Origin of the sequence: Streptomyces sp. NPDC012794 (assembly GCF_042901085.1) — a bacterium.
In the GTDB taxonomy this organism is placed as follows: domain Bacteria; phylum Actinomycetota; class Actinomycetes; order Streptomycetales; family Streptomycetaceae; genus Streptomyces.
Map to the genome: position 1 here is coordinate 64,441 of NZ_JBIBCI010000006.1, position 15,181 is coordinate 79,621.

Sequence of the window (15,181 nt, forward strand, 5' to 3'; positions counted from 1 at the left end):
GCGGGTCACCGGACCGTGCCCGGTCCGGCGACGGAGCCCCCGGAGGCAGGTCCGAGTACCCGGCGCAGCGCGGCCGGGGAGGTGAAGCGGTGGCCCCGCATGCCGAGGGCGAGGGCGGCGTCGACGTTCTCCTGCCGGTCGTCGACGAACAGGATCCGGCCCGGGGCCGCGTCCAGCGCCCGCAGGCACCAGGCGTACGCGCCGGCCGCCGGTTTGGCGTGGCCGATCCGGCAGGACAGGCCGAGCGCCTCGAAGTGGGAGAGCCAGGGGTGGTGGCGCTCGTAGTGGACGGCGAGTTCCTCCGGGATGTTCGACAGGAGCGCGATCCGCCGCCCGGCGGCGGCCAGTTCCCCGATCAGGTCCACCATTTCCGCGTCCACGGCGCTCCAGCTCGCGATGTCGGCCTCCACGAGCGCGGTGACCCGCTCCGGGCCGAAGCGGGTGCCGAGGGCTTCGGCCACCAGGTGCCAGTACCGCGGTCCGTTCACCCCTCCGCTGTCGTAGGGCGGCCGCAGTGCCCAGTAGGCCTCCCAGAACGCGTCGCCGGAGACACCTGCCGTCCCGGCCAGGCGTTCCCTGCCGGCCGGTGACTGGTGACGGGCGATGACGCCGAACATGTCGAACAGCAGGATCTCGTCCAAGGCCCTCACACCTTCCGTACGGTGACGCCCGCCGCGGCCAGCGCGTCGGTCTCGTCCTGCGGCGCCCCCTGGTCGGTGACCACGGCGTGCAGCGCGGAGGCGGGCAGCACGTGTGCCAGGGCGGTGCGCGAGAGCTTCGCCGACTCGGTGACGGCGATCACGCGGCGCGCGGAGCCGATCGCGGCGCGCTTGACGGCGGCATCCGCCAGGTCGTAGGCGGTCAGGCCGTGTTCCGCGCTCAGGCCGCAGCAGCCGATGACGGCGGTGTCGAAGCGCAGGGCGGCGAGGGAGGCCTCGGTCAGCGGCCCGGTGAGGGCGAGCTCGCCCTTGCGCGGTGCCCCGCCCGGCAGCAGCAGCGTCATACGGGGCGCGTCGGCGAGGGCGTTGGCGGCGTGCAGGGACAGCGGCATGACGGTCAGCCGGCGGTGGTGCAGGGCGCGGGCCACCTCCAGACAGGTGGTACCGCTGTCCAGGACGACCGACTCCCCGTCCGCGAGCAGGGCCGAGACCTCGGCGGCGATGCGCCGCTTGGCCTCCAGCCCGTCCCGGGCGCGCAGCGTGAAGGGCGGCTCCTCCCCGCGCAGCAGCAGGCTCCGCGCCCCGCCCCGGTAGCGCTCCAGCAGCCCTTGGCCGGCGAGGACCTCCAGGTCGCGGCGGATGGTCATCTCGGAGGCGCCGGTGAGCTCCGCGAGCTCCGTGACGCTGCGGCTGCCGCTCGCGCGGACGGCGTCGGTGATCTGTCTCAGACGGTCGACACTCATACCCGAATTGAACAATGCGAATGTTCGAAAGGCAAGTTCCGAACATGATTGATGTTTGTTACGTTCGATCGCATGCAGCGACTCACACGGCCTCGGGCTCTCCGGGACCCCCACGCTCCGCCCCCGTCCGTACGCCTGCGGAAGGCCCGGCGGGTCACCTTCGCCTACTTCGCCCTCAACGGCTTCGTCATGGGCATGTGGATCGTGCACATCCCGGTGGTGCAGCGGCGCACCGGCGTCGACCACGCCCTCCTGGGCTGGCTCCTGCTCCTCCTCGGGGCGGGTGCCTTCGCCGGCATGCGGCTGGCCGGGCCGCTCGCCGACCGCTTCGGGGCCCTTACGGCCGTCCCCGCCGGCGCGGCCCTGTGCGCCGCCGCACTGGTGCCGCCCGCGCTGGCCGGCGACGCCTGGACCCTGGGCGCGGCGCTGTTGCTGCTCGGCTTCGGCAACGGCTGCCTCGACGTCGGCATGAACGCCCACGCCGTCCAGGTCGAACGCGGCTACGGACGCCCCGTCATGGCGGCCTTCCACGCCGTCTTCTCCGTCGGCGGAGCCCTCGCCGCCCTGGCCGGCGCCCTCGCCCTGGGCCTCGGACTGCCGGCCGCCGCCACCCTCGGTGCCACGGCCCTCCTCGGCGTCGTCCTCGCTTTCCTGGCCGCCCCCGCCCTGCTGGGACGCGACTCCGGGCGGGCCGGGAGTCCGGAGCGGCGGCCCGCCGGCCGGACCTCCCCGCGCGTGCGGATGCTCGCCGTGCTCGCCTTCCTGCTGATGCTCTGTGAGGGCGTCGCCAACGACTGGAGCGCCCTCCACCTCGAGGACTCCCTCGGCGCGTCCCCCGCCACCGCCGCGCTGGCCTACGGGGCCTTCGCCACCGCCATGACCACCGGGCGGTTCCTCGCCGACCGCCTGACGGCCCGCACCGGCCCCGTCGCGGTCCTGCGCTACGGGGCCGCCCTCGCCGGCGCCGGACTGGCCCTGGCCGTCGTCGCGCCCGGCGTCCCGGCGGCCCTGGCCGGATGGACCCTCTTCGGCGCCGGCCTCTCGGGCTGCGTCCCGCAGCTCTTCAGCGCCGCGGGCCGCGCCGACCCGGAGGCGGCCGGGGTCAACGTCTCCCGCGTCGCGGGCCTCGGCTACCTGGGCATGCTCGCCGGCCCCGCGGTGATCGGTCCGCTGACCCGGCTCGTACCGCTCGGGCCGGCCCTGCTGCTGCCGGTGGCCTGCTGCGCCTTCGCCGCCCTCGCCGCCGGCGCCCTCCGGCCGGAAGGTCAGGGGGCGGGCGGGTAGTGCTCGCCGAGCACCGCGGCGAAGAGCGTCGACACGTCGCGGGCGCTCATGCCCTGCTCGCGCGCCTCGCGCATCCACTCTCCGAGACCGGTGCGCAGCGGGGACTCCGGTGCCGTCTGCGGGGTGGCCAGCGAGCGGGTGATGAAGGTGCCGGAGCCCTGGCGCACCTCGACCAGACCGGACCGCTCCAGCTCGCGGTAGGCCTTGAGCGTGGTGTTGGGGTTGACCTTCGTGGAGGCCGCGACCTGGGCCGCCGTCGGCAGCTTGTCGCCCTCGGTCAGCGCCCCCATCCGCAGGGCCTGCTCCACCTGCTGCACGATCTGGAGGTAGGCGGGCAGGCCGCTGCGGCGTTCGATGCGAAACACGACCACCGTGCCCGCCTCCTTGCTGCTTCTCGATCCTTCACGGGTGACGTTCCAGCCTAGGCCGTCTCTTCCGGATCTTGCTCCCCCAGCTACCGCTGGGAGGTGCCCCCAGACCCGCGACGCCTGGCACGGCACCTCGCCGCGTTGTCGGCACAGCCGAGTGCGCCCAGTACGCGCGCTGTGCCTCCGCCTTGCGAGGCGCCGCACCAGACGCCGCGGGCTTGACCGGCAAGATCCGAAAGAGACGACCTAGGGGGTGTCCGGCGGGGACGGCCGCGTCAGAGCGCCGAGTGCCGGGCCCGGCGCAGGAACGCGCCCACGAGGAGGGCGCTCAGCCCCAGGAAGATCCCGGCCGCGGTCCACTGCATGCCTGCCATCTGGTCGGTACCGAAGTACTCCCAGACCGAGTTGACGATGCCGAGGGAGGCCCGGCAGCCCTCGGGCGAGCTGTCGTGCACGCACGTGCCCCAGCCGTAGAGCCTGCCGGAGGCGGTGCCGATCCACTGGTCCACCTGTACGACGTGGTCGAGCGCGGCCGGCTGGGTGGAGCCCAGCGGATAGGCGAGCGTACGCGGCGTGGCGAGCCGCTCCCTGAGCAGCCCCGCCGCGAACAGGGCGGCGGACGCGGTGAAGAAGGTCGCCACCATGGCCGGCAGGGACCGGCGGGCCATGGCCCCGATCGTGATGCCGAGCGAGGTGCAGAACAGGGCCGCGGACACCAGGACGGGCCCGGTGGCGCCGAACACCGGCCCGTTCAGCCAGTCCTCGGGGGCGAGGGGCCCGGCGGAGTGCCACCACCACCGGTAGAGGAGGCTCAGGATCCCCGTCGGGACCGCCGCCAGCACCAGGGCCGAGCACAGCTTCCACAGCAGCCAGCGGCTGCGCGGGACGGACTGGGTGGCGACCAGCCGCGCCGTCCCGTGCTCCCGGTCGGCGGAGATCAGCGGGGCGCCCAGGAGGACGCCGAACAGCACGGGCAGGAATCCGAGCGTGCCGCCGAAGGAGTCGAGTTCGTTGGCGGCCCGGTTGTGGACGGCACTGTCGAGGGCGTGGGGGGACGTGACCGGCCAGCCGGTGGCGTGCAGGGTGTCCAGCATGGCCGCGCGCTGGTACAGGATCCAGGCCGAGCCGAGGACCGTCAGGGCGGCGCAGGTGATCAGGGCGGTGCGGTGCTGGCGCGCCAGCAGCCAGGCGAGCCCGCGCAGCCGTCGGGGGCGGGCGGGCGCGGTGTCCGGACGGGTGAGGCCCTCGGCGGGGGCGCTCATGCCGCGGACTCCTCTCGGTGCAGGGGGGCGGCCGTGGGGGAGAGCAGCGCGGGGGCCCCGGGCGAGCGGAGGTAGGCGAGCAGCACTTCCTCCATGCTCGGCTCCGCCCGCTGCCACGCGTCGTCCAGCGGGCCCTCGCGCCGTACCAGCGCGGTGAAGTGGCGCCCGGAGGTGCGTGCTTCGATGACGGTGTGGTCGTTCAGGGAGGCGGGCAGCCCGACGTCCGTGCTCACGCCGGTGACCAGGGTGTGCATGGGGACCAGTTCGTCGGTCTCCCCGGCCATCCGGACGCGGCCGTCGGCGAGTACGAGTACGTAGTCGCACATCGGCTCGATCTCGCTCAGCAGGTGGGATGACATCAGTACGGTGGTCCCGTGCTCGGCCGCCTCCGACAGCAGCAGGGCGGCCATCTCGTCCCGGGCCACCGGATCCAGATCGGCCATCGGCTCGTCCAGCAGCAGGACCTCGGGCCGCTTGCCGAAGGCGAGTGCGAAGGCGACCCGGGTGCGCTGACCGCCCGACAGGTCCCCCACCCGGGCGTCGGGCGGGACCATTCCCGCGCGGACGATCCGCTCGGCCAGCGCCTGGTCCCAGGCCGGATTGAGCTCCTGGCCCAGCCGCAGGGTCTGTGCCACCGTGAACCGCTTGAACAGCGGCTTGTCCTGCGCGAGATAGGCCCACAGGGGCATGGACCCGGGGGAGCCCGCGGGCCTTCCGAAGATCCTCAGGTCACCGGCCGACGGCTGCGCCAGGCCGGCCGCGAGGTTCAGCAGGGTGCTCTTGCCGGCGCCGTTGGGGCCCACCAGAGCCGTGATGCGGCCCGCGGGTATCCGGAAGGAGCAGTCCCGCAGCGCCCAGCCCCGCCGGTACTTCTTGCCCAGCCCGCGCGCCTCCATGGCCCATCGGCCGTCGGCCGCGCCGGAAGTGGTCGTGCTCCGCACGGGCTCCCCCTTTTCACTGAATCCACTAGATAAATAATGGAATCATGGAGTGGGGGTGGGGCCCTGTCAAACGGTGGCCGCGCCGATCAGGGGGAAGCCGGCCCCGGAGCCGTCGGCGCCGACACCTGATGAAGGCGCAGGGCCAGTTGCAGCTCCAGGCAGCGGTCGGGGGACTGCCAGTCCGGGCCGAGGAGGCGGCGGATCCGCTCCAGGCGCTGCACCACGGTGTTCACGTGGACGTGCAGGGCCTCCTTCGCCCGCGCCTGGCTCATACCCGCCGCGAAATAGACCCGCAGGGTGTGCACGAGCTCGCTGCCGCGCTGGGCGTCGTAGTCCAGGACCGGCCCCAGCACGGTCCGCACGAAGCCCGACAGGTCCGGACGGTCACCCAGCAGCACACCCAGGAACCCCAGGTCGGCCAGGGTGCTCCCGTCCCCGGCACGCCCCAGCGCGCGCAACGTCGACAGACAGCGCAGCGCCTCCGCGTGCGCGGCGGGCAGCCCCGCCGGACCGCCGTCCGCCCGCGCCGCACCCACCGTGACGGGCGCGCCCACGCTCCGGCCGAGGGCCGCTGCGAGCCCGGCGGCGTCCGCCCCGGTGGCCTCCGACGGGGCCAGCAATACGGCGTGGTCGTGGTGGACCCCGGCCAGGCCCCGGCGTTCGCGGGCGTGGTGCGCGGCGGCCGTGAGCAGACGGGGCCGGGGAGCGGTCTCGCTGTGCAGGACGAAGAGGGCGTGCGGCCGGGCCAGTTCCACGCCCAGACGGCGGGCGCGCACCGCAAGGCCGGCCGGATCGGCCGAGGGGCTCAGCAGGTCCCCGAGCAGCTCGCCGCGTATCCGGTCCTCGGTCTGCGCCACCGACCGGCTCAGGAGCAGCAGCAGGGCCGTGACCGTCGCCGCCCGCTCGAACAGGCGCCGTCCGGCCTCGTCGAGGCCGGGCCGGCCGGTCAGGGTGATGCTGCCCAGGAGTTCGGGCCCCGCCAGCACGGCGCACACCCAGGTACCGCCCTCCGCGACGGCCCTGCCGCCCGACCGGGAGGCGGCCACGGCCCCGCCCGGCGGGGGACAGGGCCCGGTCCCCGCGCGGGCAAGCTCCGTGCCGTCGGCGTCGTGGACCAGGGTGCCGCCCTCCAGCAGCACGCCGATCGCGGCCGCCACCTCGGCGACGTCACCGCCGCGCAGGACCAGACCGGTGAGCCGGTCGTGCGCCCGCTCGGCCCGGCGCAGGGCGTCACTGTTCTCCTGGATGGTGCGGGACGCAGCGCCCAGTTCGGCCAGGGCCCGGCGCGTCTCCTCCAGCAGCCGCGCCCCGTCGATGGCGACGGCGGCGTGGTCGGCGAGCGAGGACAGCAGCGCCACCTCGCGCGGACTGAACTCGCGCGGGCTGCGGTCGGCGGCGAAGAGCACTCCGATCACCGTCGGGCCCAGGCGCAGCGGGACACCGAGGATGGCGTGCAGGTCCTCCTCGCCGACGGCGCTGTCGATGGGCCCGGTGTGCTGGAAGCGCGGGTCGCGCTGGTAGTCCCCGGTGGCGTACGGGCGGGCCGTCTGGGCGACGAGACCGCCGAGCCCCTCACCCATGCCGAGGCGCAGCTGCTGGAACGCCGCCGACACCGAACCGTCCGTCACCCGCATGAAGGTGTCGCCCGCCGCCTCGTCGATCAGCGACAGGTACGTGACGTCCGTGTGCAGCAACTGCTTGGCCCGGTGCGTGATCGCCCGCAGCACCGCGTCCAGGTCGCGCAGCGCGGCCAGGTCCCCGGCGGTGTCGAACAGCGCGGTCAGCTCCGCCTCCCGGGTGCGGTGCCGGCCCAGGGTCCGGTGGACCTCCAGCGCCACCTCCGTCGCCTCGTCGAGGGCGGCCAGTTCCGCCTCGGAGGCGCCGGCGGCCCGCGCCGCGGCCGAGGGCCGCGCGAACTCCTCCGCCGGAGCCCCTTGGGCCAGCAGACCGAGCAGCTCCCGTATGCCTTCCGTCACGGTGGTGAGCATACGGGCGCCCGCCCCGTCAGCCCTTGACGGGGACGGGCGGGGCCGTTCCTGCGGGCCGGTCAAGGCTGCGGCCGCGGGTCTCGCGGGCGGCCGGCGCGGTCTCCCCCGTCCGCACGTACGTCCTGGCGGCGGGCCTGCTGTTCACCCCCGCCGACCTGCGTACGGGAGCGCAGGTCCTGTACTGCGGCGGCGATCTGGTCGAAGCGGCCGTAGCCGCCGTCGTGGCTGCTTCCTGGTACCGGGCCACCGGCCGGGCCCGGCAGCGCCGACGACCGGACCCGGGCCCGGCATCGCACACCGTGGAAGCCCTGACCGGGCCGCAGGCCGCCATCGCCCGTGCCCGCAGGCCGGGCCAGGAGATCGACTGGGAAAAGACGGGCGGCAGCCGGACAGGAGTGCCGCCGCGATGATCAACGGATCCAGACGTTTGGAAACCTCAACACGGTGCAGACGGACTGACACCAGCTTGTTCATCGAGGTAGGAGAAGCGCATGGGCATCATCGCCTGGATCTTGATCGGACTGCTCGCGGGCTTCATCGCAAAGGCACTGATGCCGGGCAAGGACCCGGGCGGCATCATCATCACCATGCTGATCGGTATCGCGGGCGGCCTGCTCGGCGGCTGGCTCGGCAAGGTCATCTTCGGCGTCGACTCCATAGACGGCTTTTTCGACCTCTCCACCTGGATCGCCGCCATCATCGGCTCCGTCATCCTCCTCGCCGTCTACCGACTGGTCACCGGCAACAAGCGCCACCACCGCCACGCCTGAGCGACCCTGTCCCACACGGGCACAACGGCTCCGCCTTCTCCTGAGGGCGGAGCCGTTCCCTTGCCGGTCATCGGGCCTGGCACATCGGAGCGGGGCCGGAGTGATCGGCGGAAAGCCCCGCGACAATCGGCGTCCCATTTGCCCGCATATCTTCCGATGGTGGGGTAGGCGCGGGTCATCAACCCTCTCTGGAGGTCACCATGGCGTCAACCCACCGCGCATCCATCGAAGAGCACCCCGACCTGATGGAACTGCGCGCCCGGCACGACCGCGCGGCAGCCACCCCGCGCGCCCAGATGGTCGAGGCTCTGGCCCTGCTCACGGGTCTCTACCTCGCCGCTTCTCCCTGGATCGTCGGCTTCAACGGCTTCACCACCCTGGCGGTCACCAACCTCATCGCCGGTATCGCCTACATGCTCCTCCTCGGTGGCCTGGGCAACTCCTACGAGCGCACCCACTCCATGGCCTGGGCCGCGGCCGCCATCGGAATCTGGACCTGCGTCGCCCCCTGGGTCGTCGCCGGCGACGTCGCCCACACCCGCTCGATCACGAGCAACCTCATCACCGGTGTCATCGCCACCCTTCTCGCCCTCGCCGCGGCCTCCGCCGCCCGCGACAACGACACCAGCCGCCACGGCCCCGGGACACGCATGCCGGGAACCCGCTGACGACGCCAACCCGGGGGCGGGCAGCCCCTGGGTGCGATGTGCCCAGGGGCTCCCCATGACATAGGGCAAGACCCTGCGCGGTGCTCGTCTCGCCCACGAGCGGTTCACGGGGGCCCCACCGGGCACCCGGTGACCGAGTGCCCCTTCAGCTAGAGCCGGTTCCTTCGGAAAGGCACGTAGTGAACAGTGACAGCACGCCCCCCACCCACCGCCTCGGCGCGTCTGCCCATGTGTCCGGCGCTCCGGGGGACGCCCTTGAGCGGTCCCGAATCCACACGCGCCTGACCGGGCTGATCCAGGGTTATGGCGGTGGGGAGGAGGCCAAACTGCCCGGCTACGCGGGGTCGATGGCGGTCTTCGGGCTGTACGCCACCGCGTGGACGGCCGTACTGCGCCGACACGGTCGCAGCGTGCCGGACGCACTCCGTGCCGGCGACCTGGCCCTCACGGCGGTGGCGACCTTCCGCCTCAGCAGGCTCCTCAGCAAGGGCGTGGTGACGAGCCCGCTACGTGCGCCGTTCGCCCGGTTCAAGGAGGCGGCCGGGCCCTCCGAGGTCACGGAGGAGCCCCGGACCGACTCCGGGCTGGGTGGCGCAGTGGGCGCCCTCGCCACCTGCCCGTTCTGCGTCGCGGTCTGGGTGGTGACCACCTTGACCGGCGCTCAGATACTGTGGCCGCGCCAGGTGCGGATCGTCACCGGCGCGCTCACGGCGCTCGCCGGGGCGGACGCCCTGCAGCTGGCCTACAGCGCCCTGCAGCAGAAGGCCGAGGAGTAGGACGCCGGCCTGTTCGCAGGCGGCGCGGTCAGTCCCGGTGGTCAGCGGCAGTGTGCGGTGCCCGCCTGTGGGCGAGGCGTCGCCTCATGATCCAGTGCCGACGTCGTGGCGCTCCGGACGACCGAGAAGACGACGGCCCAGCTGCGCGGGGCCGCACCCGGCTTCTGCCCTCTTTCCGCCTCGTCCGACTCCTGGGTCCATGACCGGTCCCTCAGCAGCCCTCCGTGCTCGTTGCCCGTCGTCCTGACTGGGCCGTCCATGCCCACCCGGCCGCGCACGAGCAGGCGCACGCTCCTCACGCCCCTCACCCGGGCCGTTTCCTCTCCGGCTCCTCCCGGCTGGTCGCTCAGTCGGGCGGGGGGATGCCGGCATGTCCCGCGTGAGGGAGCCGGTCCGTTTGGCGGGCCGGAACCGGGTAGGGGCTGAGGAGGAACGCGACCGAGAGTCCGGCTGTGGCTGTTCTGGCCCAGGCCGCGTGGAAGGAGATGAGAGCGATGCGTCATCGTCTGCTGATTCCGGCGGCCGTCATGACCGCCGTGAGCGGGGTCTGCGCCCCGGCGACGTTCGCCGCTGCGCCCGCCGGAGACCAGGACACCGCCTTCGTCCGGGCCGCGCACCAAAGCAACCTGGCCGAGATAGCCGCAGGCCAGGATGCGCAGAAGAACGCCATGACCTCCTGCGTCAAGGACGTCGGCGCGAAGCTGGTCACCGATCACCACAAGCTGGACGCGGACCTGAAGGCGCTCGCCGGCAAGATCAACGTGACGCTGCCGACCGCGCCGACGGCCGAGCAGCAGCAGAAGACGAAGGCGGTCCAGGAGAAGGCAGGGACGGCCGGGTACGACGCCGCCTGGCTCGCCGACCAGGAAGCCGGCCACACCAAGACCCTCGCGCTGATCGACCAGCAGATCAAATCGGGCAGCGAGGTGGCCGTTACCAGTGCGGCCGAGAAGGCCCGCCCGGTCGTCGCCATGCACCTCGACATGGTCCGCGGCGGCACCTGCCACACCATGTAGCACCTGGTGGATGGACCTTCGGTACCTGTAGGCCGGCCGTCTGCGCATTCGGCGATGCGGCCGGCCTGTTCACCGGGACCGGCGCGGACTCCCTGCTCGCTGGTAAACGGGCCGCGTGAGAGCACTGGGCACGGAGAAGAGCGGGACCCCGCTTCAGCACATCCGACGCAACCGAATGAAGGTGATCTCGTGAAAGCACTGACCTGGCACGGCAAGCGCGACGTACGGGTCGACACGGTCCCGGATCCGAGCATCCAGGACCCGACCGACGTGATCGTCAGGGTGACGACGACCGGCCTGTGCGGCTCGGACCTGCACCTGTACGAGGTCCTCGGCCCCTTCCTCGAATCCGGTGACATCCTGGGACATGAGCCGATGGGGATCGTGGAGGAAGTCGGCCCCGAGGTGACGGCCCTGCGGCCCGGAGACCGCGTCGTCATCCCCTTCAACGTCTCCTGCGGCACCTGTTTCATGTGCGGACAGGGGCTTCACTCGCAGTGCGAGACGACCCAGGTCCGCGAGCACGGCAACGGGGCGTCCCTCTTCGGCTACACCAAGCTGTACGGTCACGTCCCCGGCGGGCAAGCGGAATTCATGCGCGTGCCGTTCGGCAACACCCTGCCCATCGTGGTCCCGCCGGGACCGTCGGACGAGCGGTTCGTCTACCTGTCCGACGTGCTGCCCACCGCATGGCAGGCCGTGGACTACGCCGCCGTACCGCCCGGAGGCAGCGTCGCCGTACTCGGCCTCGGCCCGATCGGTGACATGTCCACCCGCATCGCCGCCCACCGGGGAGCGGGCACGGTGATCGGTATCGACCTCGTACCGGAACGCCTGCGTCGCGTCCAGGCCCGCGGGGTCCGCACATTCGACCTGAACGAGTACGGCGACGACATCACGAAGGCCGTCCAGGAGATCACCGGCGGCCGTGGCCCCGACTCCGTCATCGACGCCGTCGGCATGGAAGCCCATGGCGCCGCCCTGGCCAAGGGCATGCAAAAAGCGACCACCCTGCTGCCGGACGCACTGGCCGCGAAGATGATGCAGCGCGCTGGAGTGGACCGCCTCTCCGCCCTCTACCTGGCCATCGACCTCGTCCGGCGGGGCGGCACCATCTCCTTGTCGGGCGTCTACGGCGGCATGGCCGATCCCCTCCCGCTGCTGACCATGTTCGACAAGCAGGTGCAGCTCCGCATGGGCCAGGCCAACGTCTGGCGCTGGGTGGACGATCTCCTCCCGCTCCTGACGGATACCGACCCTCTCGGCGTGGAGGATTTCGCCACGCACCGCCTGCCCCTGGCCGAGGCTCCGGCGGCGTACGAGATGTTCCAGAAGAAGCAGGACGGCGCTGTCAAAGTCCTCTTCACTCCCTGACCCGACCCGGGTGTTTCTGCCCACGTGGTGGCAACCGAGCAGCGTCCCTGTCTCATCCGCTCGCGACGTCGCCTTCGGCTGCGCCGCGACGATCCCGCTGGAGCACCGCCCCGCCGACCACATCCGCGAAGCCTCGGATCATGGCCGCTGCCCGATGCGCAGGCCCCTGCGGACCGCCGCTGCCCGGCAGGAGGCGGGCACCGCTCACCGCTCCGGCCCGGGCCGTGTAGGCGTCGGCCGGGCGGGCAGACGCCCGGCATGACCAGCTGCGGTCGGCGTGCCCATCCGGGTGGCCCGGGGCCCTTGGAGGGCCGCGTCGCCGTCGTCACGGGCGCCGCGCGCGGCCTCGGCCAGGGGCTTGCGTACGCGTTGTCCCGTCACGGCGCCCGGGTGGCGCTGGTGGGCCTGGAAGGCGAGCGCCTCGCCCGCCTCGCCGCGGACCTGCCCGGCGCTGCCCACTGGACCGTGGACGTGACCCATGCCGACGAGCTCGCCGTCACCGCCGAAGCCGTACGCCTGACCCTCGGCAGGCCGTCCGTGGTCGTCGCCAACGCGGGCGTGGCCATCGGCGGGCCCCTGCTGGACTGCGACTCCGACGCCTGGCGACGGGTGATCGAGGTCAACGTCGTCGGCAGCGCCCTGACGGCCCGTTGCTTCCTGCCCGACCTGTTGCGCACCCGCGGCTACTACCTGCAGGTCGCCTCCATGGCGGCGCTCGCGCCCGCCCCTCTGCTCACCGCGTACTGCGCTTCGAAGGCCGGCGCCGAGGCGTTCGCGCACGCCCTGCGCGCCGAGGTCCTTCACCGCGGCGTCGGTGTCGGCGTCGCTTACCTGAACTGGGCCGACACCGCCCTGATCCGTGAAGCCGACGAGACAGTCGTCTTCCGCGAACTGCGGACGCACCTGCCCTGGCCGGCCTCCGTCATCCACGACCCCGCCCCCTATGTCCGGGCCATGGTCCGCGGCATCGAACGCCGGTCCGCGCACATCTACGCCCCGCCGTGGCTACGCGGGGTGTATGCGGCGCGGACCCTCCTGCCACCCGTCGTCGCGCTCCGCTCCCGGCAGGTCCTCGCGGGCCGCGGGGATGCGCCCCTGCCGCCCACCGGCCTCCTCGGTCCCGGCGGCGCTGCCGCGGGCCCCGTCCGGGCCGGCGGGCCGAACCCCGATCCGTACCTCCACCCTGAGGAGTAACCATGGCCGTACGACACCGACTGATCCACGCCGCCCCGCACTACGTCTGGGCGGTACTCGCCGACGGCTCGCGCTACGCCGACTGGGTGGTCGGCACCAGCGATTCGCGTGTTGCCCGCGGCCGGTGGCCCGAGCTGGACTCGGCCATCGAGTACACCGTCCGGATCGGACCGTGGACCGGCTCTGGTACCACGGTCGTGCGGCGGGTCGACGTCCCCGCCGAGCTGGAGCTGGAAGTCGACAGCGGCCCCGTCGGCACGGCGCGGGTGGCGATCGAGGTCCGCCCGTGGGGCGAGGAGTCCCTGGTCATCGTGGACGAGCACCCGCTGCGGGGAATCGTCGGCGCCCTGCACAACGCCGCGTTCGACGCCCTGATCCAGCTGCGCCATCGCGACATGCTCAGACGGCTCGCCAACGTCGTCGAGGAATACGCCGGAGCCCGCACGCACGAACGCGCCTGACGACGAGGGAGACGCGATGCCCGACGCGATCGTGATCGGAGCCGGCCCCAACGGCCTGGTCGCCGCGAACCTGCTCGCCGACGCCGGCTGGAGCGTGGAGGTGTTCGAGGCGCAGCCCGAACCCGGAGGTGCCGTGCGCAGCGACCGCGGGGTGCACCCCGACTACGTCAGCGACCTGTTCAGCGCCTTTTACCCGCTGGCCGCCGCCTCGCCCGTCATCGCCTCCCTCGGCCTGGACCGCGAAGGCCTCGCCTGGAGCCACGCGCCGTGCGTGCTCGCCCACCCTCTGGCGGACGGCCGGTGCGCTGTGCTGGACCGGCTACCCGGCGACACCGCCGCGGGACTGGAGGAGTTCGCGCCCGGTGACGGTGGCGCGTGGACGGACCTGTGCGAGATCTGGGAACGGCTCGGCCCCGACATCGTCCGAGGCCTGTTCACTCCCTTCCCGCCCCTGGTTCCCGCGGCCCGGCTCCTGGACGGCGTCCGCCGCAGCGGCGGACTGGCGCTCGTACGGCGGCTGCTGCTGCCGGTGCGCCGGCTGGGGGAGGAGGAGTTCCGGGCCGAAGCGGGAGCCCTCCTCCTCGCGGGCAACGCCCTGCACGCCGACCTGCCCCCCGAGGCGGCCGGCAGCGGCGGCTACGGATGGCTCATGTCGATGCTCGGCCAGCACCACGGCTTCCCCGTCCCCGCCGGCGGCGCCGGCGAGTTCACGGCCGCCCTGGTACGACGGCTGGAGCGCCGGGGCGGCGCGGTCCGCTGCGGCACGCCGGTCGTCGAGGTCGTCGTACGGGGCGGCCGTGCCGTCGGCGTGCGCACGGCCACGGGTGAACGTGTGCCGGCCAGGAGGGCGGTCCTCGCCGACGTGTCGGCCCCCGCGCTGTACGGGTCCCTGGTCGGCGAGGAGCACCTGCCCGGCAGCGTCATGAAGGACCTGCGGCGCTTCCAGTGGGACTTCGCCACGTTCAAGGTGGACTGGGCACTGGACTCCCGCGTGCCCTGGGCGGCCCCGCGGGCGGCGACAGCGGGCACCGTGCACCTCGCCGACGGCATCGACGGCCTCACCGCCTTCGCCGCCCGCATCGCCATGGGCCTCGTGCCCGAGGAGCCCTTCCTCATCTTCGGCCAGATGACGGCGGCCGACCCGACGCGCTCACCGGCGGGCACGGAATCCGCCTGGGCCTACACGCACCTGCCGCACCGGATCAAGGGCGACGCGGGCGGGCAGGGCCTGACCGGGCGCTGGGAGGGCAGCGAGAGCGAAGCCATGGCCGACCGCATGGAGGAGGTCGTCGAGCGCTACGCCCCCGGCTTCCGCTCGCGCATCCTACGGCGACGGATCCTGGCCCCTCCCACCATGGAGGCGATGGACGCCAACCTGCGCGGCGGCGCCCTCAACGGCGGAACGGCCGCCCTGCACCAGCAGCTCGTCTTCCGGCCCGTGCCCGGCAACGGACGCCCCGAAACGCCGGTCAAAGGCCTCTTCCTCGCCTCCGCGTCCGCGCACCCGGGCGGCGGTGTGCACGGCGCGCCGGGCGCCAACGCGGCCCGAGCGGCCCTGCGGCGCCACCTGCCGACGGTCCTGACCGTGCGCCGTCGACGGCTCTCGCGGTCCGTCTAGGTCGTCTCTTCCGGATCTTGCCGGTCAAGCCCGCGGCGTCTGGTGCGGTGCCTCGCGAG

Annotated in this window: 16 protein-coding genes; 10 read left to right on the forward strand and 6 right to left on the reverse strand. The window is 73.2% G+C overall.

Annotated features, from left to right (window positions below; translation table 11 throughout):
- Positions 1–5 precede the first annotated feature (5 nt).
- Together ACFY7H_RS13610 and ACFY7H_RS13615 are read right to left on the reverse strand one after the other, a co-directional pair.
- Positions 6–641, reverse strand: a complete 636-nt coding sequence (locus ACFY7H_RS13610; RefSeq protein ID WP_388937594.1) for an HAD family hydrolase — start codon at positions 639–641, stop codon at positions 6–8.
- Between the two features lie 5 nt (positions 642–646).
- Positions 647–1,402 (reverse strand): DeoR/GlpR family DNA-binding transcription regulator, encoded by a 756-nt coding sequence (locus tag ACFY7H_RS13615; protein WP_388937596.1) that lies wholly within the window; start codon positions 1,400–1,402, stop codon positions 647–649.
- Positions 1,403–1,474: 72 nt separating this feature from the next.
- Here ACFY7H_RS13615 and ACFY7H_RS13620 point away from each other — a divergent pair, with 72 nt between their 5' ends.
- Positions 1,475–2,686, forward strand: a complete 1,212-nt coding sequence (locus tag ACFY7H_RS13620; RefSeq protein ID WP_388937598.1) for an MFS transporter — start codon at positions 1,475–1,477, stop codon at positions 2,684–2,686.
- Here ACFY7H_RS13620 and ACFY7H_RS13625 read toward each other — a convergent pair.
- From ACFY7H_RS13625 to ACFY7H_RS13640, 4 genes are all read right to left on the reverse strand, one after another.
- The gene (locus ACFY7H_RS13625) at positions 2,668–3,057 is read right to left on the reverse strand and encodes a GntR family transcriptional regulator (RefSeq protein ID WP_388937600.1); all 390 of its coding nucleotides are present in this window, start codon (positions 3,055–3,057) and stop codon (positions 2,668–2,670) included. The two genes, ACFY7H_RS13620 and ACFY7H_RS13625, sit on opposite strands and share 19 nt — an antisense overlap.
- 272 nt (positions 3,058–3,329) lie before the next feature.
- Entirely contained in the window at positions 3,330–4,316 is a 987-nt protein-coding gene (locus ACFY7H_RS13630; RefSeq protein ID WP_388937602.1) for an ABC transporter permease, read from the reverse strand.
- Positions 4,313–5,257, reverse strand: coding sequence for an ABC transporter ATP-binding protein (locus ACFY7H_RS13635; protein WP_388937604.1), 945 nt, complete (start codon positions 5,255–5,257; stop codon positions 4,313–4,315). The genes ACFY7H_RS13630 and ACFY7H_RS13635 overlap by 4 nt, the downstream gene beginning before the upstream one ends.
- Before the next feature lie 86 nt (positions 5,258–5,343).
- A complete protein-coding gene (locus ACFY7H_RS13640) occupies positions 5,344–7,245 on the reverse strand; it encodes a helix-turn-helix domain-containing protein (protein ID WP_388937606.1) in 1,902 nt (633 codons plus the stop codon).
- Between the two features lie 23 nt (positions 7,246–7,268).
- Between ACFY7H_RS13640 and ACFY7H_RS13645 the strand changes: the two genes are divergently transcribed.
- The 9 genes from ACFY7H_RS13645 to ACFY7H_RS13685 all read left to right on the forward strand — a co-directional run bounded on the left by ACFY7H_RS13645 (position 7,269) and on the right by ACFY7H_RS13685 (position 15,122).
- The gene (locus tag ACFY7H_RS13645; protein WP_388937608.1) at positions 7,269–7,655 is read left to right on the forward strand and encodes a hypothetical protein; all 387 of its coding nucleotides are present in this window, start codon (positions 7,269–7,271) and stop codon (positions 7,653–7,655) included.
- A gap of 81 nt (positions 7,656–7,736) precedes the next feature.
- A complete protein-coding gene (locus ACFY7H_RS13650) occupies positions 7,737–8,015 on the forward strand; it encodes a GlsB/YeaQ/YmgE family stress response membrane protein (RefSeq protein ID WP_388937610.1) in 279 nt (92 codons plus the stop codon).
- A 200-nt stretch (positions 8,016–8,215) separates the two neighbouring features.
- On the forward strand, positions 8,216–8,683 hold the full coding sequence (locus tag ACFY7H_RS13655) for an SPW repeat protein (RefSeq protein ID WP_388937612.1): 468 nt from the start codon (positions 8,216–8,218) through the stop codon (positions 8,681–8,683).
- 179 nt (positions 8,684–8,862) lie between these two features.
- Positions 8,863–9,459: a DUF1360 domain-containing protein gene (locus ACFY7H_RS13660; RefSeq protein WP_388937614.1), complete on the forward strand. Its 597-nt coding sequence runs from the start codon at positions 8,863–8,865 to the stop codon at positions 9,457–9,459.
- A 494-nt stretch (positions 9,460–9,953) separates the two neighbouring features.
- Positions 9,954–10,475 (forward strand): DUF4142 domain-containing protein, encoded by a 522-nt coding sequence (locus ACFY7H_RS13665; RefSeq protein ID WP_388937616.1) that lies wholly within the window; start codon positions 9,954–9,956, stop codon positions 10,473–10,475.
- A gap of 189 nt (positions 10,476–10,664) precedes the next feature.
- Complete coding sequence (locus ACFY7H_RS13670) at positions 10,665–11,849, forward strand: zinc-dependent alcohol dehydrogenase (RefSeq protein WP_388937618.1); 1,185 nt, start codon at positions 10,665–10,667, stop codon at positions 11,847–11,849.
- A gap of 258 nt (positions 11,850–12,107) precedes the next feature.
- Positions 12,108–13,043: an SDR family oxidoreductase gene (locus ACFY7H_RS13675; protein ID WP_388937620.1), complete on the forward strand. Its 936-nt coding sequence runs from the start codon at positions 12,108–12,110 to the stop codon at positions 13,041–13,043.
- A gap of 2 nt (positions 13,044–13,045) precedes the next feature.
- Positions 13,046–13,504: an SRPBCC family protein gene (locus ACFY7H_RS13680; protein ID WP_388937622.1), complete on the forward strand. Its 459-nt coding sequence runs from the start codon at positions 13,046–13,048 to the stop codon at positions 13,502–13,504.
- 16 nt (positions 13,505–13,520) lie between these two features.
- Positions 13,521–15,122 carry a phytoene desaturase family protein gene (locus ACFY7H_RS13685; RefSeq protein WP_388937624.1) on the forward strand — a complete coding sequence of 534 codons (1,602 nt, stop codon included), beginning with the start codon at positions 13,521–13,523 and terminating at the stop codon, positions 15,120–15,122.
- Positions 15,123–15,181 lie beyond the last annotated feature (59 nt).